This window comes from Arthrobacter sp. BG3 (assembly GCF_056680185.1).
Window position 1 is genome coordinate 779,062 of the sequence record NZ_CM155270.1, and the last position, 20,687, is coordinate 799,748.

15 protein-coding genes are annotated in these 20,687 nt (G+C 69.4%); 2 read left to right on the forward strand and 13 right to left on the reverse strand.

Translation table 11 applies throughout. From position 1 onward, the window contains the following. Positions 1-10 precede the first annotated feature (10 nt). The 3 genes from trxB to arsB are packed head-to-tail and all read right to left on the reverse strand — an operon-like array spanning position 11 to position 2,542. Entirely contained in the window at positions 11-985 is a 975-nt protein-coding gene (trxB, locus tag AC1MFL_RS03555; protein WP_479813491.1) for a thioredoxin-disulfide reductase, read from the reverse strand. Positions 986-995: 10 nt separating this feature from the next. Continuing rightward, entirely contained in the window at positions 996-1,418 is a 423-nt protein-coding gene (locus AC1MFL_RS03560) for an arsenate reductase ArsC (RefSeq protein WP_479813492.1), read from the reverse strand. A 26-nt stretch (positions 1,419-1,444) separates the two neighbouring features. After that, on the reverse strand, positions 1,445-2,542 hold the full coding sequence (gene arsB, locus AC1MFL_RS03565) for an ACR3 family arsenite efflux transporter (RefSeq protein ID WP_479813493.1): 1,098 nt from the start codon (positions 2,540-2,542) through the stop codon (positions 1,445-1,447). A gap of 96 nt (positions 2,543-2,638) precedes the next feature. Here arsB and AC1MFL_RS03570 point away from each other — a divergent pair, with 96 nt between their 5' ends. Together AC1MFL_RS03570 and AC1MFL_RS03575 are read left to right on the forward strand one after the other, a co-directional pair. Next, entirely contained in the window at positions 2,639-2,989 is a 351-nt protein-coding gene (locus tag AC1MFL_RS03570; protein WP_301229209.1) for an ArsR/SmtB family transcription factor, read from the forward strand. 87 nt (positions 2,990-3,076) lie between these two features. Continuing rightward, complete coding sequence (locus AC1MFL_RS03575; protein WP_479813494.1) at positions 3,077-3,310, forward strand: hypothetical protein; 234 nt, start codon at positions 3,077-3,079, stop codon at positions 3,308-3,310. A gap of 74 nt (positions 3,311-3,384) precedes the next feature. On the opposite strand, the gene arsA is transcribed toward AC1MFL_RS03575, so the two are convergent. From arsA to AC1MFL_RS03625, 10 genes are all read right to left on the reverse strand, one after another. Further along, positions 3,385-5,148 (reverse strand): arsenical pump-driving ATPase, encoded by a 1,764-nt coding sequence (gene arsA, locus AC1MFL_RS03580; protein ID WP_479813495.1) that lies wholly within the window; start codon positions 5,146-5,148, stop codon positions 3,385-3,387. Between the two features lie 8 nt (positions 5,149-5,156). Beyond that, positions 5,157-5,549 carry an arsenite efflux transporter metallochaperone ArsD gene (arsD, locus tag AC1MFL_RS03585; protein WP_479813496.1) on the reverse strand — a complete coding sequence of 131 codons (393 nt, stop codon included), beginning with the start codon at positions 5,547-5,549 and terminating at the stop codon, positions 5,157-5,159. A 148-nt stretch (positions 5,550-5,697) separates the two neighbouring features. Then, a complete protein-coding gene (locus tag AC1MFL_RS03590; protein WP_479813497.1) occupies positions 5,698-10,143 on the reverse strand; it encodes an FtsK/SpoIIIE domain-containing protein in 4,446 nt (1,481 codons plus the stop codon). After that, positions 10,140-10,871: a hypothetical protein gene (locus tag AC1MFL_RS03595; protein ID WP_479813498.1), complete on the reverse strand. Its 732-nt coding sequence runs from the start codon at positions 10,869-10,871 to the stop codon at positions 10,140-10,142. Before AC1MFL_RS03595 ends, AC1MFL_RS03590 begins: the two co-directional genes overlap by 4 nt. 27 nt (positions 10,872-10,898) lie before the next feature. Continuing rightward, positions 10,899-12,551 (reverse strand): serine/threonine-protein kinase, encoded by a 1,653-nt coding sequence (locus AC1MFL_RS03600; protein ID WP_479813499.1) that lies wholly within the window; start codon positions 12,549-12,551, stop codon positions 10,899-10,901. Continuing rightward, positions 12,548-14,323: an FHA domain-containing protein gene (locus AC1MFL_RS03605; protein ID WP_479813500.1), complete on the reverse strand. Its 1,776-nt coding sequence runs from the start codon at positions 14,321-14,323 to the stop codon at positions 12,548-12,550. Before AC1MFL_RS03605 ends, AC1MFL_RS03600 begins: the two co-directional genes overlap by 4 nt. Further along, complete coding sequence (locus AC1MFL_RS03610; RefSeq protein WP_479813501.1) at positions 14,313-15,350, reverse strand: PP2C family protein-serine/threonine phosphatase; 1,038 nt, start codon at positions 15,348-15,350, stop codon at positions 14,313-14,315. The genes AC1MFL_RS03605 and AC1MFL_RS03610 overlap by 11 nt, the downstream gene beginning before the upstream one ends. Beyond that, positions 15,347-16,780: an RDD family protein gene (locus tag AC1MFL_RS03615; protein ID WP_479813502.1), complete on the reverse strand. Its 1,434-nt coding sequence runs from the start codon at positions 16,778-16,780 to the stop codon at positions 15,347-15,349. The genes AC1MFL_RS03610 and AC1MFL_RS03615 overlap by 4 nt, the downstream gene beginning before the upstream one ends. Next, positions 16,777-19,344 carry a transglutaminase-like domain-containing protein gene (locus AC1MFL_RS03620; RefSeq protein ID WP_479813503.1) on the reverse strand — a complete coding sequence of 856 codons (2,568 nt, stop codon included), beginning with the start codon at positions 19,342-19,344 and terminating at the stop codon, positions 16,777-16,779. The genes AC1MFL_RS03615 and AC1MFL_RS03620 overlap by 4 nt, the downstream gene beginning before the upstream one ends. Next, complete coding sequence (locus tag AC1MFL_RS03625; RefSeq protein ID WP_479813504.1) at positions 19,341-20,672, reverse strand: DUF58 domain-containing protein; 1,332 nt, start codon at positions 20,670-20,672, stop codon at positions 19,341-19,343. Before AC1MFL_RS03625 ends, AC1MFL_RS03620 begins: the two co-directional genes overlap by 4 nt. Positions 20,673-20,687 lie beyond the last annotated feature (15 nt).

The following is a 20,687-nucleotide window of genomic DNA, read 5'->3' on the forward strand; positions in this document are numbered from 1 at the left end:
TCCTCTTCGGTCAGGAGTGGGTTGGTTCCTCGACGAGCGCGGTTGCGATGCTGTCGGCATCATCGAGCGCAGCGAGGTAGCGTTCGGCGTCGAGGGCCGCGGCGCATCCGGTGCCGGCGGCCGTGATGGCCTGGCGGTAGCGGTGGTCCACGGCATCCCCACAGGCGAAGACGCCCGAGAGGTTGGTGACGGTGGTGGGTGAATCCACCTTGATGTAGCCCTCGGCGTCGAGGTCCACCTGGCCGTGCAGCAGCTCGGTGCGCGGCACATGGCCGATCGCAACGAAGATGCCCGTGGCGGCCAGCTCCCGGGTGTCACCGGTGCGGGTGTCGGTCAGGGTGATGCCGGTGACCTTGGCGTCGCCGTGGATGGCGGTGACGGCGGAGTTCCACGCGAAGCGGATCTTCGGGTTGTCCTTGGCGCGCTGGGCCATGATGCGGGAGGCTCGGAGTTCGCCCTTGCGGACCACGACGGTGACGGTCTTCCCGAACCGGGTCAGGAACGTCGCCTCCTCCATGGCGGAGTCTCCCCCGCCGACGACGATGATGTCCTGGTCGCGGAAGAAGAACCCGTCGCAGGTGGCGCACCAGGAGAGCCCGTGGCCGCTGAACTTCTTCTCCTCCGGCAGGCCGAGTTCCTTGTAGGCGGAGCCGGTGGCGAGGATGACGGCGGGCGCCTCGTGGGTCTCGCCGGTTGCGGTGACCACGCGTTTGAGGTGGCCGTTGAGCGTCACTTCGGTGACGTCGTCGAACACCACCTGCGCGCCGAACTTCTCGGCCTGCTGCTGCAGGCCGTCCATGAGCTCCGGTCCTTGGACGCCGGCGGGGAAGCCGGGGAAGTTTTCCACCTCGGTGGTGTTCATCAGGGCGCCGCCCGCGGTGACTGCCCCGGCGATGACGAGGGGCGTCAGGCCGGCGCGGGCGGCGTAGATCGCCGCGGTGTAGCCGGCGGGGCCGGATCCGATGATGATCAGCTGTTCAGTCATGGCGATGCTCCTACTTGGCGGCGGGGGTGAGGGATGCGATGAGGTCCTCGATGCGGGCCTTGATCTCGTCGCGGATGGGGCGGACGGACTCGACGCCCTGGCCGGCGGGGTCCTCGAGTTCCCAGTCCTCGTAGCGCTTGCCCGGGAAGATCGGGCACGTGTCGCCGCAGCCCATGGTGATGACGACGTCGGATTCCTTGACGGCCTCGGTGGTGAGGACCTTGGGGATCTCGGCGGACATGTCGATGCCGAGCTCGGCCATGGCCTCGACGGCGGCCGGGTTGACCTTGTCGGCGGGCTGGGAGCCGGCGGAGCGGACCTCAATGGCGCCCTTGGACAGGGTGGTGAGGAAGGCGGCGGCCATCTGGGAGCGTCCGGCGTTGTGGACGCAGACGAACAGAACGGAGGGTTTCTTGGCAGTTTCGGTGCTCATCGGGGTTCTCCTGAAGATTCTCGAGGTCAGACGGAAAGGGGGCTGGCGGCGAAGTAGCGTTTCCGGGCCCAAAGGGCCACGTAAACCAGTGCAACAAGGACGGGGACTTCGATCAAGGGGCCGACGACGCCGGCGAGGGCCTGGCCGGAAGTGACGCCGAAGGTGCCGATCGCCACGGCGATGGCGAGCTCGAAGTTGTTGCCCGCGGCGGTGAAGGCCAGGGTGGTGGTTTTGGCGTAGCCGAGGTCCAGCCACTTGCCGATCAGCATGCCGGCGGCGAAGACGACCAGGAAGTAGACCAGCAGCGGCACCGCGATCCGGACGACGTCCAGCGGGCGGGACGTGATCGTACCGCCCTGCAGGGCGAAGAGCAGGGTGATGGTAAAGAGCAGGCCGTACAGCGCCCACGGGCCCAGCCTGGGCAGGAACGTGTTCTCGTACCAGTCCCGGCCCCTGGCCTTTTCGCCGACGGTGCGGGTGAGGAACCCGGCCAGCAGCGGGATCCCCAGGAACACCAGGACGGAGGCGGTGATGGCCCAGAAGGAGAAGTCCGCGCTGGTGGTCGGCAGCCCCAGCATGGAGGGCAGCAGCTGCAGGTAGAACCAGCCGAGCGCGCCGAACGCGATGACCTGGAAGACGGAGTTGATGGCCACCAGCACGGCGGCGGCTTCCCGGTCACCGCAGGCGAGGTCGTTCCAGATCATCACCATGGCGATGCACCGGGCGAGGCCCACGATGATCAGGCCCGTGCGGTACTCGGGCAGGTCCGGGATGAAGATCCAGGCCAGCGCGAACATGAATGCCGGGGCCAGCACCCAGTTCAGCACCAGTGAGGTGACCATGAGCTTGCGGTCCCCGACGACGCGGTGCGCCTGGTCGTAGCGGACCTTGGCCAGCACCGGGTACATCATCACCAGCAGCCCGACGGCGATCGGCAGCGAGACTTCGCCGACCTTGACCGCCTCGAGGGCGGTGTTCAGGCCAGGGATGAAGCTGCCCAGGAGCAGCCCCAGGACCATGGCGGCGACGATCCACACCGGCAGGAAACGGTCCAGGGTGGAGAGTTTGCCGGCGACGGCAATCTCGCCTCCTGGAATGGGCGACGGGTCGGTCTGGGTGCTCACGGGACTCCTGTGCTGCTCAGCTTTAGATTGATGCTTGTCGATATGAAGTATTTCCGACTATATCGATGAATGTCAATCTGTGTGCATAATAGACACATGAATTCTCTGCAAACTGTTGAGCCGGCCCTCGACGCGGCCTGCTGTGCACCGTCCGCCCGGCCTGTCCTCAGTGCGGAGGATGCCCGTCAAAAGGCCCTCGTCTTCAAGGCCCTCGCCGATCCCAACCGGCTGCGGCTGCTCTCCATCGTCAAAGGCGAGGCCTCCGGTGAATCCTGCGTCTGCGACCTCACCGAACCGCTGGATCTGGGGCAGCCCACCGTGTCGCACCACCTCAAGATCCTGGTCGACGCCGGGTTGCTGCACCGCGAGAAGCGCGGCACCTGGGCGTACTATTCGCTCGTTCCGGGCGCCATGGAGAAGACGGCCGGCCTCCTGGCCTCCCTGTGATTCCCAGTCCGGCGATTCCCAGTCCGGCGTCCCACGCCACGGTCCGGACAAAGGCCGACACCAGGACCGCAACCAGGGAGGACACCCATGGATAACGAGACCACCAGCACCGAGGACCGGCTGCGCGCGATGCTGGAGAACGTCAGGACGGCAACCGCCAACACGCGCCAGGCGATGGACTCACCGGGCGACGAGAACTGGGTGCAGGACGGCGAGTCCGATGCCGAATACCTGCGGGCCATCCAACGGGACACGATCGCCAGGCTTAACGCCACCGCCCGGGACATCGAAGCACTGCTGGCCCAGCGCCTGGACGGCTAGCCAGACGCGTCCCGGCCACCGCCGCGCAAGCGTCGGCGGTGGCCCGGTCCACGTCAGGCCGGCCCCGGTCCACGTCAGGCCGGCAGGGAGCTGAGGGCAGTCAGCGCCGACAGCTTCTCCTCGCCGATGGGTTCCTCCGGCAGCAGCGGAATGAGCGCGACCCGGTCCGTCAGGGTGTGCACCTTCGTGATCTGTTCGGTTTCGCTCGCGGCGCGGGCCCGCAGGAACGGCGTCTGCGGGTGTGCGGCGGCGATCGAGTTGTTGATGACCCAGGCCCACGGGTGGATTCCGGCCCGTTCCAGGTCACCCTTCAACTCTTCGGCTTCCAGCACCGGCGTAGTCTCGGCCAGCGTAACGAGAACGACCTTGGTCTGCGCCGGGTCCTGGAGCCGCATGAGGGGCGTCACGAATCCCATGGTGTCGCCGACCTGGCGGGCGATCTCCCGGTGGTACGAACCGGTGGCGTCCAGGAGCAGCAGGGTGTGGCCGGTCGGTGCGGTGTCGATCACCACGAAGTGCCGGCGGGATTCCTGGACCACCCTGGAGAACTGCCGGAACACTGCCACCTCGTCCGTGCACGGGGACATCAGGTCCTCAGCGAGGGCCGCCCGTCCGTTGTCGTCCAGGTTCCGGCCCTTGGTCTCCATCACGTGATCGCGGTACTCCTGGATGGCCGCTTCCGGATCGATGCGCGAAACCGTGAGACCCGGGATGGAACCATGGAGTGTTTCGGTGAGGTGGGCTGCGGGGTCGGTCGTGGTGAGGTGGACCGCATGCCCGCGTTTGGCCAGGGCGACCGCAATGGCGGCAGCGACGGTGGTCTTCCCGACCCCGCCCTTGCCCATGCACATCACGAGGCCGTGGCCGTCGAGCTCCACTTCGTTCACCAGGGCAGCCAGCGGGGCGTCCTCAATCTCGGGGACCAGCGCGGCGTCAGCAGTGATATCGGCGCCGGATGTGGGCGCGAACAGGGATTCCAGCGCAGCAATGCCGACCATGTTGCCCGGCTTCAGGTCCAGGACATCCCGGGGCAGGCCGGCTACCGCGTCGGGAATGGCTGCGATGGCGGCAGCTTCCCGGGCGCGCAGAGCCTGCGCCAGATCCTCGTCCCCTGCGGCCTCCGGCAGGACGCCGTTGACCACAACGTATCCTCCCGCGATCCCGATCTGGCTGAGTTCGAGGTAAGTCCGCTCAATTTCGCTGAGCGAGGATGTCTGCGCGCGGCTGACCAGGACAAGCCGGGTCCTCGCCGGGTCCGTGAGGGCCTGGACCGCTTTGGCGTACACCTGCTTGTGCTTCTCGAGTCCCGACAGGGGGCCAAGGCAGGACGGGTCCCCCTTGCCTGCCGCCAGGAAATCGGTCCACGAGCCCGGCAGCTGCAGCAGCCGGATCGTGTGGCCGGTCGGGGCGGTGTCGAAAACGATGTGGTCATACCCGCCGTAGGAGCCCTCGTCGGCGAGCAGGTTGGTGAACTCGTCGAAGGAAGCGATCTCGGTGGTGCAGGAACCCGAGAGGCTCTCGGCGATGCCGGCCAATTCGGTCTCGGGCAGGAGTCCGCGGACCGGCGCGATGATCCGTTCCCGGTACGCCTCGGCCGCCTGCTCCGGGTCAATCTCCAACGCTGACAGGCCGGGCACATCCTGAATCGGCGTGACCGTGTTCCCAATGGTCACGCCGAAGACCTGACCGACGTTGGACGCGGGGTCTGTACTGACCAGTAAGACCTTCTGACCGGCCCGGGCAAGGGTGAGCGCTGTTGCGCACGCTACGGAGGTCTTGCCGACACCGCCCTTGCCGGTGAAGAACACGAACCGGGGTATGTTCGCCAGAAACTCCACGCCGGGACCTAGCAGCAGCTCGTCGAGCCGCCGCAGCAGCCGCCGGACTTTTCACTCAGGCCGAGTTCCGGCCGGGCCTGCGGGTCGACGCCGGCTGCGCCGAGTCCGGCCAGCGCCAGCAGCTGTCCCCTGCTCGGGTAGGTGCCGGTGGCGACCGTAACGCCGTCGACGATGGTGAGCGGAAGGCCCTTTGATCCGACCAGGTGCATAAATCCGCGGACCGTCTCGTCCTCCGCGAAGACGGTCGGTTCGCTGGCGAGATTGTGGCGCGCAATGTCGGCACCGAGGCCCTGGAGATGACGCACGTCCGCGGTCACTTCCACCAAGGACTGGTCCACGTCGGGGCCGCAGACACCGGTGTCACAGCAGAGGGCGGATTCGTAGATTCGGATAACAGGCATGTGGTTCTCCTTTGTTGCGGGTCTCCTCCCATTGTATCGATAATCGTCGATACACAGAAGGGGAGCCGGAAGTGACGCCCCTCGTTGACCTTGCAGTTGTTGCCCCTATAAGTGCTTCATAAGGACATTAACTGCAAGGTCAACGGGTTTAGTTCCGGTTCTCGGGGGGAAGCGCGACCTGGAGCTTGCGTACCTTGCCGCGGCCCACGATGTAGCCGCGGCCGGGGATGAAGTCCGTGCTGATCCGGCCCAGCGAGGTGCTGAGCAGGCTATCGCCGTCGATGTCTCCCGGGTTGAGCAGCAGGCCGCGGCGGCCGGATTTGAACGGCTGCGCGAGGGACCAGGCCGAGGACCAGGTGGACGTCTCGGATTCGCCGACCACCCACTGTTCGGCCTTGATCGACGCCGTGACGAGCCGTTCGATGCCCGACTCCGCGCCCGTGTCGGTGAAGTCGGTCAGGCCCTCGATGAAGATCGCAAGCTTGCCGGGCGTGCCGGTGGAGTAATCCACCAGCTCATCGATGGCCTCCTCGACGTTGTCGGCGCCGACCACCGAGCGGTCCCAGAGCTTCAGGGCCGCCGCCGTGGAACGCCGGGAGCCGACGTAGATCAGTTCGACGCCGGGGTTGGAGCGGCGCAGCGCGTAGGCCAGGGTCACGAGGGCCACGGTGCGCCCGGAGCCCGGAGGGCCTGCCAGCAGCAGCGGGCCCTTGGCCAGGATCTCGGCCGGCTGGAGTGTCTCGCCGTCGACGCCGATCACCGGCAGGTCCGGGCTGCCGGCCGGCAGGATGCCGAGGTCGATCTGGTCCGGCAGCCGTTCGATCTGCGGGGCACGTTCGACGCCCTGGCGCAGCATGGCCTCGCTGAGCTTGTGCACCTCGCGTGCCTGCACGGCCAGGTTGGAGTTGCCGCCCAGGACAGCGAGCTGGACCTCGAGGTTGCCCAGCAGGCCGCGTCCCGGAGGCGACGCCTGGCCCAGGACATCCTTGGGCACGTCCATGGACAGGTAGTCGTCCTCCGAAGAGAGCCGCAGCACCAGCCGGCGCTGGATCGAGGCCAGCAGCGACGCCGGCACCGAGTTGGGGCGGTCCCCGCTGACCACGAGGTGGATGCCGAGCGGGCGGCCGTCGGTGGCGAGCTGCAGGAAGATGTCCCAGAGCGCCGAGAGCTTGCTGTATTCGTACGCCTCGCGGAAGGCGGACATGCCGTCCACCAGCACGAAGATGCGCTTTTCCTCCGGCCGGTCCGCCAGTTTGCGGTACTCCACTATGGTCGACGCGCGCACTTCGGAGTAGCGGGCGGACCGGTCGTCGGCGAGGTCCCGGAGCCAGCGCAGCAGCCGGCCGACGCGTTCGACGTCGTCGCCGTTGATGATTTCCCCGACGTGCGGCAGCTCATCGAGCATCTTCAGCCCCGAGGAGCCGCAGTCGATGCCGTAGACGTTGACCGGCCCGCCGCGGGGGGTGACCGCGGCGGCGATCGCGATGCCGCGCAGCGCCGCGGACTTGCCGGAGCCGCCGGTGCCGTAGATGGCCATGTTGCCGTCCCGGTCCGGTTCGTAGAACACGGTGGGCTGGTCCTGGTGCGCCGGGTCGTCCGCCACGCCCAGGAGCAGGCGTTCGTCGGTGCGGGGGTTCGGCAGCAGGGAGAAGTCATAGCTCGTCGCCAGCTCATCGAGCCAGGGTTTGCGCGGCGGCTCGATGGAGAGCACGTCGGCGGCCCTGATGATGTTGGCCGTCATCCGGGCGATGTCGTTGGGGCCGGCAGCTTCTTCCTGGACCGGGGTCTCCGGGGCCGGTGCGGCCCAGGCCGGGCCGGAACCGAAGGCCATCTCGACGATCTCGATCTGCGGGCGCTGCGGCCTCTCCGTGGTCCAGCCGCCGGCGTAGCCGGTCTGGAAACCCTGGATCCGGCCGGGGCCGGTCTTGGCGGCGCCGCGCCCGGGGATGGCGGGGTCGAAGTACGCGGCCGTGGGCACACCGAGGATGTCGATCGCGTCGTCCTCGTCGGCCATCCGCAGCGCCACCCGCAGGTTGGTGTTGGCGCGCAGGCTTTCCTTGATCACGCCGGCAGGGCGCTGGGTGGCCAGGATCAGGTGCAGTCCGAGGGAACGTCCGCGGGCGGCGACGTCCACGACGCCGTCGACGAACTCCGGCACCTCGGTGGCGAGGGCCGCGAACTCGTCCACGATGATGATCAGGTAGGGGGGCGCCTCCGGATCCGCTTCGCGCTGGAGTTCCAGCAGGTCCTTGGCTTTCTTCCGGTTCAGCAGCCGTTCCCGGTAGTGCAGCTCCGCCCGCAGCGAGGTCAGCGCGCGGCGGACGAGGTGCTGGGAGAGGTCGGTGACCAGGCCCACGGTGTGGGGCAGGTGCAGGCAGTCCGCGAACGCGGCGCCGCCCTTGTAGTCCACAAACAGGAAGCTCACCCGGTCCGGGCTGTAGGCGGCGGCCATGCCCATCACCCAGGACTGCAGGAATTCGGACTTGCCGGCGCCGGTGGTGCCGCCGACGAGGGCGTGCGGGCCCTCGTTTTTCAGGTCGAGGTAGAGCGGTTCGATGCCCTTGGATCCGACGAGCGCCCGGAGCGTGCCGTTGTCCTTGCGGTTGGGCTTGGCGGAGGCGCGGACCGAATTGTTCTCGGTCCAGCGTTCCGCCACGGCCGCCGGGCTGTCCAGGAAGTCCTTGCCGATCAGGGTGGCGTAGGAAACGGCGCGCGGCAGGTCGGATTCGTCCTCCAGCGGCTTGCCGACGTCCACCACGGGCGAGAGCATCCGGGCGAGCTGGGCGGCGAGTCCGGCGTCGAGGCTTTCGCAGCTCACCGGGAAGGTGTGCCGGCCGAGCCGGACCTGCCCGGTGGTGGCGCCGTGGTCGCCGTCGACCGCCATGAAGTCCCGGCACGCGGCCGGAAGCTGCTGGACCGAGGTGGCGACCCACATGACGTGCACGCCGGAGTCCGGCCCCCGTTCCAGGACGCGGGTGAGCCGGCCGCGGTCCACCGGGGCGTCGTCCTCGACGACCACCAGCACGGTGGGCAGCAGCGGTTCCGGGAGGTCCATGCTGAGCGGATCGACGCCGGGCCGCAGGGCCGGGCGCGGGGTCTGCGACGCGGCCTCGCGCTGGTCGATCAGGTCTTCGAGCCGGGAGAGCAGGGCCGAGCCGCCCGCGGGGCCGGCGGCGAGGTGGTCGCCGCCCAGCGGGCTGTGGCCGGAGCCGACGTGCGGGAGCCACTGCAGCCATTCCCAGCGTTCCTTCGACTGCGCCGAGGTGATGGCGGTCAGGACAACTTCCGCGGGCGAGTGCAGGCCGACCAGCTGCAGGACCATCCCGCGGGCGACGTCGTCGACGAGGCCGCGGGAGCCCGCGAGGCCGAAGGAGCCGGCGGAACGCAGCTGCGAGACGACCGGCACACCCTCGATGTCGCGGAACTGTGCCAGGCACTCCTGGATTTCAGCCATGTACTCGGCTTCGGTGTCGTTGCTGTTGGGCTCCTCGAACTGGATCCGCGAGGGCGAGGTCCCCAGCCCGAAGCGCAGGCCCAGGAACCCGGTGTGCTCGGGACGGTGGGTCCAGAGCAGCGGGCCGAGCTTGTAGATCGAGTCGACCGTGTCGCTGACGGACGGTGCTTCCTGCAACCGGACCGAGCGTTCCACGTTCTGCAGCCGGGTGGTGTCGGTCCGGAACACGGCCATCGATTCACGGAACTGCTTGAGCTGTTCCTTGCGTTCCCGCTTGGACTGCAGCTTCTGGTCCACGTAATGGCCCACGATGAACAGCGGCATCATCAGCATAAAGACCACGGAGAGCACGTTCTGGGTGACGGCGAACAGTATGCCGCCCATCATCAGCGGCGCGAGCAGCATGATGTACGGGAAGGCGTGGTGCTCCTGGCGCTTGGGTCCGGCCGGGAGCATCCGCTTCTGCTGCTCGAAACGCGGCACCACGCGGGGCGAGCGGTTGAAATCGATCAGCGGGGAGCTCGGCGCGGAACCGTGCCCGGTGCCGAGGGACACCACGGAGACAGTCGTGTCCCCCAGGGCCACGGTGTCCGAGGAGCTCAGCGTGGCGCGGGTGACCGGCAGTCCGTCCATGAGCAGCCCGTTGGCCGAGTTCGTGTCAACGATCTCGACCGTCTCGCCCACCGTGATCCGGGCGTGCCGTTTGGAGGTGAGCGGGTCCGTGAGCCGGATGTCGACGTCGCGGTCCCTGCCGATGTAGCTGGTGCCGGACGGCAGCGGGAATTCCCGTCCGGCGTCGGGTCCGGACAGCACCCGCAGCGTCGCCGCCGCCGGGCCCCGGTTCGCGCCGGGCGTCCCGAACTGCTCACTCAGCCGGGTCAGCGAAACGATGGAGCCGGGCCGCAGCCCGGATTCCAGCAGGCTGTCCTTCCGGTCCAGGACGCTGCCCTTCATGCCGCCGGCGGCGAAGGCCTCCTCGATGCGCAGGGACAGGTTCGACGGCGGCGGGGTCCCCCGCCGTGCCGGGTCGGCCGCCCAGAGCTGGGTGGCGATGTCCGCGACGGTGGCGAGCCCGTCCACCGTGACAGCAAGGTCTTTGGCGTCGGCCGGGTCGCGGCGCAGCGTCAGTCGGATTCTCACGCTTCGTCGGCTCCGTTAATGGCCACGGCACTGTTTTTGGCATTCTGCTGGTCCAGCAGGTGCAGGTCGGCGGCGGTCACGAGATGTGAGGTCACGGCGTGTTCCACGAGCCTCGCTCGGCGGTTGGTGGCGAGCTTGCCGCCGCCGCCCCGAAGGCCGGCGACGCCGACTTTGTCCAGTTTGTCGCACACATTGTCCAGCTTTCTGTTGAACCGCGTCAGCGCCCAGCCCAGGGTCCTGGCGGCGTCGGCCGAGGACGGGATGGCGCTGAAGCCGGTCCCGTCGCGGCGCAGCATGGGTTCGGCGAGGGCCACAATCAGGGCCTTCTGCGAGTCGGTGAAGAGCACCGGTCCGATGGTGGTGTCCCCGCCGCTGTCCTCCTCGCGGGCTTCCTGCCGGAAGGCGGGGGTTTGCAGATGGACGGCGAATTCGTAGGTGGTGGGCCCGGCCGTGAAGATGACGTTGGTGTGGCTGAAGACCAGCGGGATCCGGGCCCCCGGCGAGAGCCAGGCCTGCATCCCGCCGGTGGCGTCGGCAATGGTCGCGGAGAGCATGCTGCCGACGTTGCTGAGCCACCAGATGCCGTCATAGCGGGCGATCTGCAGGAACTGCCGGTGCAGGTACGGGTTGTCGTCCACCTCAAGATCGCCTTCGCGGCCGATGCTGAAGATGTCCTCGTCCGAGGGCTCATGCCACTCGCCGCAGAAATCTATTGCCAGATCCCCCATAATCCGTACCTTTCCGGAAGTCGTTGGTTATTTGCTGACGCAGGCGATGGAGTCCGGGCCCAGTGGCGAGGAAGCCCCGTCCCTGCGGACGATCATGACCTGGATGCAGCTGGGCTCGGCCGGGTTCGCGGCCATTTCGGCTTTCGGCTCGGCGGCGGCCTGGTACTGCCCGTCGTCCTTGAGCGTATGGACCCGCCACTTGTAGCTGTCGCCCGGTTTGGGCTGCGGGTTGGTCCAGCTGAAGCTGACCTTCCCGGCCGCTCCGGCAGTCCCGGTCAGCCCCGTGACGTCCGGGACGGTGCCGTTGTCCAGCGCGTCGGCGGGCGGTTTGCTGATCTGCCCGGTGGCTTTCGGCGCCGGCTCGGGCCGGGTGGTGGCCGCCACAATCCCGAGGACGACGGCGGCCACCACCACGGTGCCGCCGACGATCGAGAGCATCAGGTTCCGGCGGCCGTGCCCGGCCGGGTGCCCCGCCGCGCCGTCGTCCGGGCCGCCGGCCGGATCCGCCGTGCGGGAGCGGCTGACCGTGGCCGCCACGTCGTCGTCGGGGGCGGCGGACCCGGCGGGAGTCCGCGGTCCGGACGGCCGGCCGGCGCCGGGTGTGTCGAAACCGGGCAAGGCCGGCGGGCGCTGGATGGTCGCGTTGTTGAAGGTGGTGGCGTTGTCGGCCGTGAAGCGGGTGTCCGCTTCAGGGACCCGCACCGGGAAGGTGGGGGCGTTGCCCGTGGCGTCCGGGTCGATCGAGGCGACGCTGCGGACGCGGGTTTCCTCGAAGCCGTCGTCGGGGTGGTTGTCCTCGGCGCGCTGCTCTTCCAGCACCTCGAACGAGGTCACGGAGAGGTTCAGTTCGGCCTGGATCCGCTGCAGGGCCAGGGCGAAGGCATGGGCCGAGGAGTAGCGGGACGCGGCGGACTTGGCCATCGCCGTCGAGAGCGCCAGTTCCAGGGATTCCGGCACGTCGGCGCGGCCCAGTTTCGGCACCGGCAGGTTGGTGATGCGGGAGATCAGCTCACGCTGTGAGTTGTCGGCTCCCGGCAGCACAAACGGGGACCGGCCGGCCAAGAGAGTATAGAGCGTGGCGCCGAGCGCCCAGACGTCCACCAGGACGCCGTCGACCTGGTGGCCGGTGAACTGTTCCGGCGGGGACCACGGGATGGACATGCCCGCGTCCTCGTCCTGGTCGCCGGCGAGCGTGCCGGAGATGCCGAAGTCGGTCAGGGCGGGCCGGTTGTAGTCGGTGACCAGGATGTTGGCGGGCTTGATGTCCCGGTGCGCGATGCCGGCCCGGTGGGCGGTCTCGACGGCGGATGCCACCTGGATGCCGACGGCCAGGACCTCGTCAACGCTGAAGCGCTGCCGCCGGTAGCGGACATCCAGGCTGGGCCGGGAGCAGTACTCCATGGCCAGGTAGGAATGCCCGGAGTCGGTGATCTCGGCTTGGAAGATCGTCACGATATAGGGGTGCGAGGACAGCTGCGCCATCAGGTTTGCTTCGGATTCGAAGCGGCGGCGGGCGCCCTCGGTCAACAGGTCCGATAGCAGCACCTTGACGGCCACCTTGCGGCGCGGCCGGTCCTGCTCGTAGAGGTAGACGTCGGAGAACCCGCCGGAGCCGAGCAGGCTGATGTAGTGGAAGCCCGGAATGATCGGCGGCGGGGCTACTGGCCGTTTTGAGCTCACGGGATCTCCTCAAAGCGCAGCGAGATGCCGTCGCCTACTTCTGCGATGTCGCCGTCGAGCAGGATGGCCATCTCGCCCTGCGCCAGCCGGCGCGGGGGCTGGCCTTCGCGGACCAGCACGGTGCCGTTGGTCGCCTTGAGGTCGCAGAGCATCACGTGCCAGCCTTCCAGCCGGACCTCCACGTGCGAGCGGGAGATATCCCCGCTGGGGCTGGCCACCTGGACCAGCTTGGGCATCACGGCGCCCTGGACGCGCGACACCGAGGGCTGGCGTCCCACGATGAGCGACTGGTCCAGGTCGATCAGGCCGCCGGTGGACAGGCGCATCCGGCCCAGGCGGGGGCGCCGGACCTGGACGCCGTCGCCGGGCAGCGGCTCTGCGCAGCGGCCGCAGTGTGAATAGGTGGACGGGTTGGCGTGTCCCTGCGGGCAGACCCGGGCCAGCACCATCGGGCCGGTGGCCGGTTCCGGGCCGCCGCGCTGGGTGCCGGCCGGCCGCGGGGCGGCTCCCGCGAGATCGCTCTTCATGATCGTCTGGCCGTCGTGGTCCACATCCGCTTCGGGCTGCGCGGCCGGGTCCGGCGGTACAGGCGTCTGAGGGGCCTGCGCCTGCGGGATTTGGACCTGCGGGACCGGTACCTGCGGGTCATTAGCCTGCGGGGCGGTGGGTGGCAACGGTGCGGCCGGCGCGGGCGGTTGCGTTGACGACCCGGACGACGGCGGGCGGCCACTGCCGGTGCCGCTGCCGGCAGCGGTTCCGGTGAGCCAGGGCACGGAGTCGATCAGTCCGGTGGGGACCGCAGGCCGCGGAGCCGCCGGAAGTTCCGGGGCGGGAGCGGGGAAGGACCGCACTGGTACGGATGCGGCCGGGTCCGGCACGGACACGGCACTGGAAGCCTCCGGGCTGGCGGCCCCGGGTCCGGTGGCGGGTTCGGTGGCGGGTTCGGTGGCGGGTTCGGTGGCGGGTTCGCCGTCGGCGTCGGGGTCCTCGCGGACGGCGGCGTCTTCGATGTTCCGCATCACCGTCTGTTCCCAGAGGTGGTCGTAGCTGCCCGTCGGCTCCTGCTCGGCCGGTTCCTGCTCGGCCAGTTCCGGCTCCAGGTGCGGCTCCGGCTCCTCCTGTTCAGGCTCCGGTTCCGGCTCCTGTTCCGTTTGCTGTTCCGGTTCTGCGTGCAGGGTTCCGCCGAGCTCGAGGTCCTCCCCGGGGAACCCCAGCACGGTCTCTGCGGAGGCGTCGTCATCGAGCGAGCCGGCCGCAATGTCGGCCTCGGCGGCCGCCAGCAGGTCGCTTTCCGGCGCTGCGCCGGCAAAATCCACCCGCAGGCCCCGGAGCAGGACCACACCGTCGGTCAACGGAAGGTCCCGCCCGGCACCGGCCGCACCCGTGGCTTCGGCGCCCGGGACGGTCAGGCTGAATCCGTTGGCGGCTGCGAAGCGCCGTTCCGTCCAGGTGGTCACCTCGCGGCCGCTCAGTTCCACCGGGCCCGACGGCAGGTCAACGGTCAGGTCGATCTCGCCGCGCAGGAAGAATTGCACGGCGCTCCGGTTGTCCACGATTGCGAACCACGGCAGCCGGGCCAGCGAACCGCCCGAGGCCGAGGTCACGGCGTCGAGCACCTCGTGCACCTGGGGACCGGTTGCAAGGAGTTCCCACACGGATTCCACCAGGGCAGCCGCGCTTTCCGGGCGCAGCAGCACCACGGTTCCGGAGCGCACCACACCGAGCCAACTGCCGGGCGTGTACCGCGCGGCAGCGGCCGGCTTACTTGCCATCATCCGGGTCCTTGCCATCTTCCGTGGCGGCCGCAGCCGTATTGGCCGGTTCACCGGCATCCGGTTGCCCGGCGTCCGGCCCGGCTTGGGAAACCGGTTCCCCGCTGGGGGTGAGGTCCAGCGCATCGGTCCGGGGCAGGGTGTCCTCGTCCTCCGCCGCGGCGGCGCTGCGCGGCGTTGTCTGGGCGGCACCGTCGTCGTTGGTGACATTGGTGGCGTCCAGCACGATGCAGGTGACATTGTCACGGCCGCCGCTGCGCAGGGCCGCCTGGATGAGTTCATCCACGGCCGCCTGCGGGTCCGTCCGGGAACGCAGGATAGTGGAAATGTGGTCATCGTCGAGTTCGCCGTTGAGACCGTCGGAGCAGACCAGAAGCCGGTCGCCTTCCTCGATGGGCAGCAGCCAGTAGTCCGCCTCGGTCTCGTCGCCGGTGCCGAGTGCCCGGGTGACGACATGCCGGCGCGGGTGCACGGCGGCCTGCGCCGGGCTGATCTGCCCGGCGTCGACAAGTTCCTGGACCTCGGAGTGGTCGACGCTGACCTGGCTGAGCTTGCCCTGGCTCAGGCGGTAGGTCCGGGAGTCGCCGATGTTCAGGACCAGCCAGTACGGGACGCCCATCTGCTCCACCACCACGACGCCGGAGAGTGTGGTCCCGGCGCGGGAGCCCGTGGCCACGCGGATGCTCTCGTCGGCCATCAGGAGGTACTCCTGCACGACGCCGGCGGTGGCGTCCCGCTCCCCGCTCGCCAGCTGCGGGATCTGGGCCAGCGTGCGCACGCAGATGCCGCTGGCAATCTCGCCAGCCTCATGTCCTCCCATGCCGTCCGCGACAGCGAAGACGGGATCCGCGGCGATGAAGGAATCCTCGTTCATTTCGCGGCGCAGGCCGCGGTCCGTGCCGTAGCCGACGCTAAGCCGGAGGCTGGAGGCACCGCTGGAGGAACCGCTGGGCGGAGTGCCCGGGGAGGGCACCGGGTCGTTGCCGGGGCTCGGAGGGGATGGCACGGCGGCCGGCTGGGGATTCATGCCTGTCCTAGGTAGAAGGAGCGGTCACCGAAGTGCACGGTGGAGCCTGGGCGTACGTGGGTGGGTTCCCCTGCCGCGAGGGAGGTTCGGATACCGTCCGGGGTGGTGACGGCGCTGCCGTTGGTGGAGTTGCGGTCGGTCACCCAGACTCCCCCGTTTCCGGCAAGGAGGTGGAGGTGGGTCTTGGAAATGGAACGGCCGGGATCGGCCATCGGGATGAGCTGCACGGAGTCCTCACCGGGGTGCCCGGCGGGGTTGCGGCCGATCAGCGCGGTGCGGTCCAATTCGATTTCGCGGCCGTCGTCCAGCCCGATCCGGAGCATCGCCACGGTGACGGGAGCCTGTGTGTTGCCGCGGACCTGGGTGCGGTCGTGGTCATCGTCCGGGTGTGTGCCGGGGTGCAAGGATGCGCTCCGTGCCGGCGGCGCGAAAGATACTGGGGGAAGCGGCGCCGGCGGGGCCGGCTGCGCTGTGACCGCCGGCGGCTGTCCGGCGGCAGGACGTTCCGCTGCGGCAGGCGCGGCAGGCGCGGCAGGAGCGTACGGCGCGGCAGTTGCGGACGCCGCCGCCGCGGCACCTGCCAGCGGCGAGGCGACCTGCTGGACCGGGGGGAGGTCGAGGGGCGCGAAGCTGTAGGGGCCCTGGATGCCGCCGGTGGTGATCGGGTTGCGTCCGGCCTTCACATCGAAGACGAGGGTTTTGGCTGCGGTGTCGTGCCAGCCGCGGAGCTGGCCGTTGCGGTCCCAGGCGCTGGAGAGCACCACGAGGACGGCCCAGGCCGCGCCGAGGAACAGGAGCGGTCCCAGCACCAGCACGGCGACGCCGAACCACTGGAAGGCCATGACCGCGGCGGCGGCGATCACGGCCAGCAGCACTCCGGCTCCGGTGATGAGGCCGCGGAGGAACACCGCTCCCCCGCCCGGGGCGTAGCCGTCGGCATCCGTGCTGCGGATCCCCATGAGGCGGTTGCCGACGGTGACTCCGGACCGGCCTTCGACCATGGCGAGGACCGCGGCGTAGACCAGGGTGAGGACCGCTCCGATGCCGCCGAAGAGCACCAGCGAGGAGGTGCCGTACACGATGAAGCCCCCGCTTTGGGTGCGGGTGATACCGGCGAAACCGACCGCCAGCAGGACTGTCAGGATGGTCACCGGGGGCAGCCAGTCCAGCACCGCGGCTCCCAGCCGTTTTCCGGCAGCGGCGGGGACCAGTTCAAGCTTGTCTGGCATGGCAGGACCTCCCCCTTGTCCACGGCCCGTGGCCGGGCCCTGCGTTAGGGGGATACTACCGGGGATCGGTCCCTGCGGCGGGAGGTGCTGCTGTCTGCGCGCGGACCTGTTGCTCAGCGGCGTGCCGCAGGAGGTGCAAAAGGCAGCCCCCGGTCGGAGCGGCTGCTGGCAGCGCGGGCAGCGCTCGGCGTCGTCGGTCATGGCTCGTTGCGGTTCTTCCTGGCGGTCTGGCTGGCGTCGGCTGCGGCGTCGGCAGCAGCACCATGTCCTGCTGCCGCCGCCGGACCCTCCACTGTATCTGCGGGGTGTTCTGATCCTGCGGGCGCGGCGCGCTTCCGGCGGAACCGGACTGGCTGCTCGCCCCGCTGCTTCAGGGCGGCCCGGCCGTCGGCCAGGAGGGAGCGCGGCGAGAACCGGGCCCGCTGCCGTCCCCAAAAACCGAGTGTTCCGGTCATCTCCTTGAGCGATCCGTCCACCGTCTCCCAGTAGTGCCGGACCTCGTCCTCACTCGGCTGGCCGGCGCCGAAGATCGCGGCGTCGGCACGGTTGGCAAGCAGCGTGATGGTCCCCCCGCTGGCCGGGAAGGCACCGGCGAGCACGACGGCGGACTCACGCCGGGTGGCGCGCTGGTCCACCCCGGCACCGAGGTCGGTCGCGAGGCTGACGACTTCGTTCCAGCCGCCGCCGACGCGCTGGGCAGGGTGGCCGTCGCGGAAGCGTGCCAGCCGGCGCCGGGACTTGAGCAGGGCGATCAGCAGGAGCGGCAGCGCCAGGACCACGACCGGGATCAGCGTGTACCCGATCGCAGTGAGGAGCGGGCCCCAGAACAGCCAGGGGTTGTTCTTCTTCTCGTCGGCATCCAGCGCGTCCGGTGAGGAGTCCGGCGGGAGGTCCGCGGGCTCCTGCGGCGGGGGCGGGGGCTGCAGCACCTGGGGCTTGGGTTTGGACTTGTTCTCCGGATCCGGCGGGATCGGCACATTGTCCTTCGGCGGGGTGGGGTCGAAGGACACCCAGCCCACCCGGTCGAAGGCGACCTCGACCCAGGCATGGACGTCCTTGCCGGTGATCTGCACGTCGCCGGCGCCGTTTTCCGGACTCTTGGGATCCGGGTAGAACCCCATCACCACCCGGGAGGGGATGCCGAGGTGGCGCAGCATCAGCGACATCGCGACGGCGTACTGTTCGTCGTCGCCGAGCATCTGCTTGGCGGTGAGCAGGCTCCGGATCCGGTTGGCGCCGTGGCCGGAGACGCTGGGCAGCTGGCCGTCGGCGATCAGGCCGTTGCTGAAGGCGCCCTTCTTCTGGAAGTGCGCCTCGATCTGGCGCACCCGGTCAATGGCGGTGGGGGCGTCGGCGGCGAGGTCGTTGGCCTGGGAGCCGACGACGGGGGGCACCTCGGCGGGGTCCGGCAGGGACAGCCTGGCGAAGTCGTACTGCGTCAGCTGCCCGTGTTCCAGGGTGGCGGGGTCGGCAACCTGGACCCGGTAGGCGTCGCCCTTGGCCAGGCCCCGGGTGGTCACGGCCGTGTCCGTTCCGGCGTTGAAGTACAGCCCGGCGGCGGCACCCGAACCGTCATTGGCAAAGCTGATCCCGGTGGTTTTGCTGCCGCCGGGCAGGAAGTAACCCTGGTAGTCCTCGATCGTGATGTCCAGGGCGTAGTTGGTGGTCGGCACGATCCCGGTGGAGTCCGCGAGGGTGTTGATGGATTTCGCGTCGCCCACCTTGCTGAAGCTGCCGGAGCCGTTCGGGTCCATGTTGTAGTTGGTGCCGTTGAAGGAATCGAGCGCGGCGAGGCGTACCCGGGCGTCCTTGGGCAGGCCCTTGACTTCGAAGAGCTTGTCATCCTTCTTGTCCTTGACGAGGTTGCGGAAGCTCGCCAGCGGGGTGACGTAGTCTTTCGGGTCGAACGGCGGGACGATCGTGTTGCGCAGCACGCGGCGGTCGTCACTGGCGGTGACCAGCGGGGAGGCGATGGCGGTGATCCCGACGGCGACGGCGATCACCGCGGCGGCGGTGCCAAGCCGGCGGAGGGCGGCCGCACGGGCTGTGGCGTCGTCCGTTTCCAGCCGGTTGACGGAGACCTTGCGGGTATCGCTGCGGCGCAGCACGTCGCGGCGGAAGGTGGCCCAGGAGATCGAGACCACGGTGAGCGCAATGCCTCGTTCCACGGTGAGGAAACCCGCGTTGGTGCTGAAGGCGATACCGGTGACGAACAGCACCAGCACCGAAAGCAGCGGCCAGTACGGGTTCTTGAGCCGCCAGATCAGCAGCCCGGCCGCCAGCGCCGTGAGGAGCGAGCTGAGGAACGGCACGATCAGGGTGCCGCCGGCGGTGCCGACCGGCACACCGACGGTGAGCATGTCCTTCCAGGCGAACACGACTCCGAGCAGCAGCGTGCGCAGCGAATCGAGGGTGGGCAGGACGCCGCCGACCGACGCCTCCGGGACCGCCAGCGCGGTGCCGAAGAGGAGGTACACGCCCAGCGTCAGGGCGGCGGTGATCAGCAGGCCCAGGCGGAAGTGCACATTGGCCGCCGCCAGGGCGAGGCCCAGCAGGATGCCGCCGAAGCCTGCGGCCAGGTAGTACGGGTCGCCGCCGAAGCTGAGGCTGAACCCGAGCACGCCCAGGCCCAGCAGCACGGTGAGCGCCCCGGCGTCGAGCGCGAGATGCCAGAGCGGCTGGCCGTCGGCGAAGCCGGAACGGCGGGACCGGGCGGCGTTGGCCCGCACGTTGTTGCGGGGACGGAGCGGGGTTGCGGTGCTCATGCTGCCGCCTTCCTCAGCACGATGGCCAGATCGGAGAGGTCGCCGAGGGTCAGCACGGTCAGCTCGCCAATATTGGCCCGGGCGGGCGCGGCGCCGAGCTGGAGCCGGACGGCGAGGCTGCGGACACCCATCGGCACGGAGGCCGAGGCGGAGCGCAGCTGGGCGGGGGTGACGTTGCTGCCGACGACCAGGAACACCACGGAGGCGTTGGGGACGGTGTCCGCCAGGCTCCGGGCGAGGTCGACGGCGGTCCTGCGCTGCGGTGCGCCGACGATCCGGGTCATGTCATCGAGCATGTTGCGGCCGGTTTCGCAGCGCAGCGGGCCCTTCTGGGTCAGCACGTCGAGGTCGCGCTGGTCGCGGATGGCCTGGCGTCCGATCGAGGCGGCGGTGGAGATGGCCAGTTCGAATTCCTCCTCCGAGGCGTATTCGTCCGTGTTGATGGACAGCGAGATGGCGAGGTGGGCCCGGCGGGTTTCCTCGAACTGGCGGACCATCAGCTTGTTGATGCGGGCCGTGGTCTTCCAGTGGATGTGCCGCCGGTCATCGCCCGGCACGTAGTCGCGCAGGGCGTGGAAGGACACATCGGCGCTGGAGAGGTCGGTGGTGGGCATGCCCTCGAGGTCACGGATGAAACCGGCGGCCGAGCCTGCCAGCGCCGCGGTCCTCGGGTGGACGAACAGGTCCTCGGGTTCGGTCCAGAGCACCTGGCGGCGCAGCAGGTGCAGCGGGTCCGCGCGGACGGACCGGACCGGGCCCACGGCAATCACCGCGCGCCGCGCGGTGGGGATGGTGAACAGGTCCTCGTGGACTTGCTGCGGCTTCATCCGGGGCAGGTGGAAGACGGCGGTGGCGGCTCCGACCGGGAGTTCCAGGTCCGCGGGCAGCAGCGGGCGGGCGGAGGTGTTGGAAACGGCGATGCTGCCGACAGCGCGGTCGCCCACCGCCACCCGGGTCCGGGCCAGGTCCAGCACCACCCCGTAGGAGGAGCGGCCCAGGATGAAGCCCACCGCCAGCGCGAACAGCACGAAGGCTGCGATCGCGGCGGCCTTGGCTTCCTGCCAGCCGAAGGCCTGGCCGACGGTCCACAGCAGGATCGACGCCGCGAGAACGGACCAGCCCAGGACGCTGACGACCGAGAGGACGGGCCACGCGTACCGCAGCCAGAGCCCGCGCACGGCACGCCAGACCGGCCTCAGGGCCAGGCTGGCGGTGCTGCCGGCGTCGGCCCAGAGGGAGGCAGGATGCAGCCGCGTGGGCCTGCCGTCCCGGTGGAAGGGCCGTTGCAGGCGTTCAGCAAGCCGGGTCAGCGGAGTGCTGGAGGACATTTGGGTGCCTTTGTT

Bases quoted from the DNA above. Each gene is read 5' to 3' on its own strand.
- trxB (WP_479813491.1), bottom strand. From the start codon at position 985: ATGACTGAACAGCTGATCATCATCGGATCCGGCCCCGCCGGCTACACC.
- AC1MFL_RS03560 (WP_479813492.1), bottom strand. From the start codon at position 1,418: ATGAGCACCGAAACTGCCAAGAAACCCTCCGTTCTGTTCGTCTGCGTC.
- AC1MFL_RS03570 (WP_301229209.1), top strand. From the start codon at position 2,639: ATGAATTCTCTGCAAACTGTTGAGCCGGCCCTCGACGCGGCCTGCTGT.
- AC1MFL_RS03575 (WP_479813494.1), top strand. From the start codon at position 3,077: ATGGATAACGAGACCACCAGCACCGAGGACCGGCTGCGCGCGATGCTG.
- arsD (WP_479813496.1), bottom strand. From the start codon at position 5,549: ATGCCTGTTATCCGAATCTACGAATCCGCCCTCTGCTGTGACACCGGT.
- AC1MFL_RS03595 (WP_479813498.1), bottom strand. From the start codon at position 10,871: ATGGGGGATCTGGCAATAGATTTCTGCGGCGAGTGGCATGAGCCCTCG.
- AC1MFL_RS03605 (WP_479813500.1), bottom strand. From the start codon at position 14,323: ATGGCAAGTAAGCCGGCCGCTGCCGCGCGGTACACGCCCGGCAGTTGG.
- AC1MFL_RS03610 (WP_479813501.1), bottom strand. From the start codon at position 15,350: ATGAATCCCCAGCCGGCCGCCGTGCCATCCCCTCCGAGCCCCGGCAAC.
- AC1MFL_RS03615 (WP_479813502.1), bottom strand. From the start codon at position 16,780: ATGACCGACGACGCCGAGCGCTGCCCGCGCTGCCAGCAGCCGCTCCGA.
- AC1MFL_RS03620 (WP_479813503.1), bottom strand. From the start codon at position 19,344: ATGAGCACCGCAACCCCGCTCCGTCCCCGCAACAACGTGCGGGCCAAC.
- AC1MFL_RS03625 (WP_479813504.1), bottom strand. From the start codon at position 20,672: ATGTCCTCCAGCACTCCGCTGACCCGGCTTGCTGAACGCCTGCAACGG.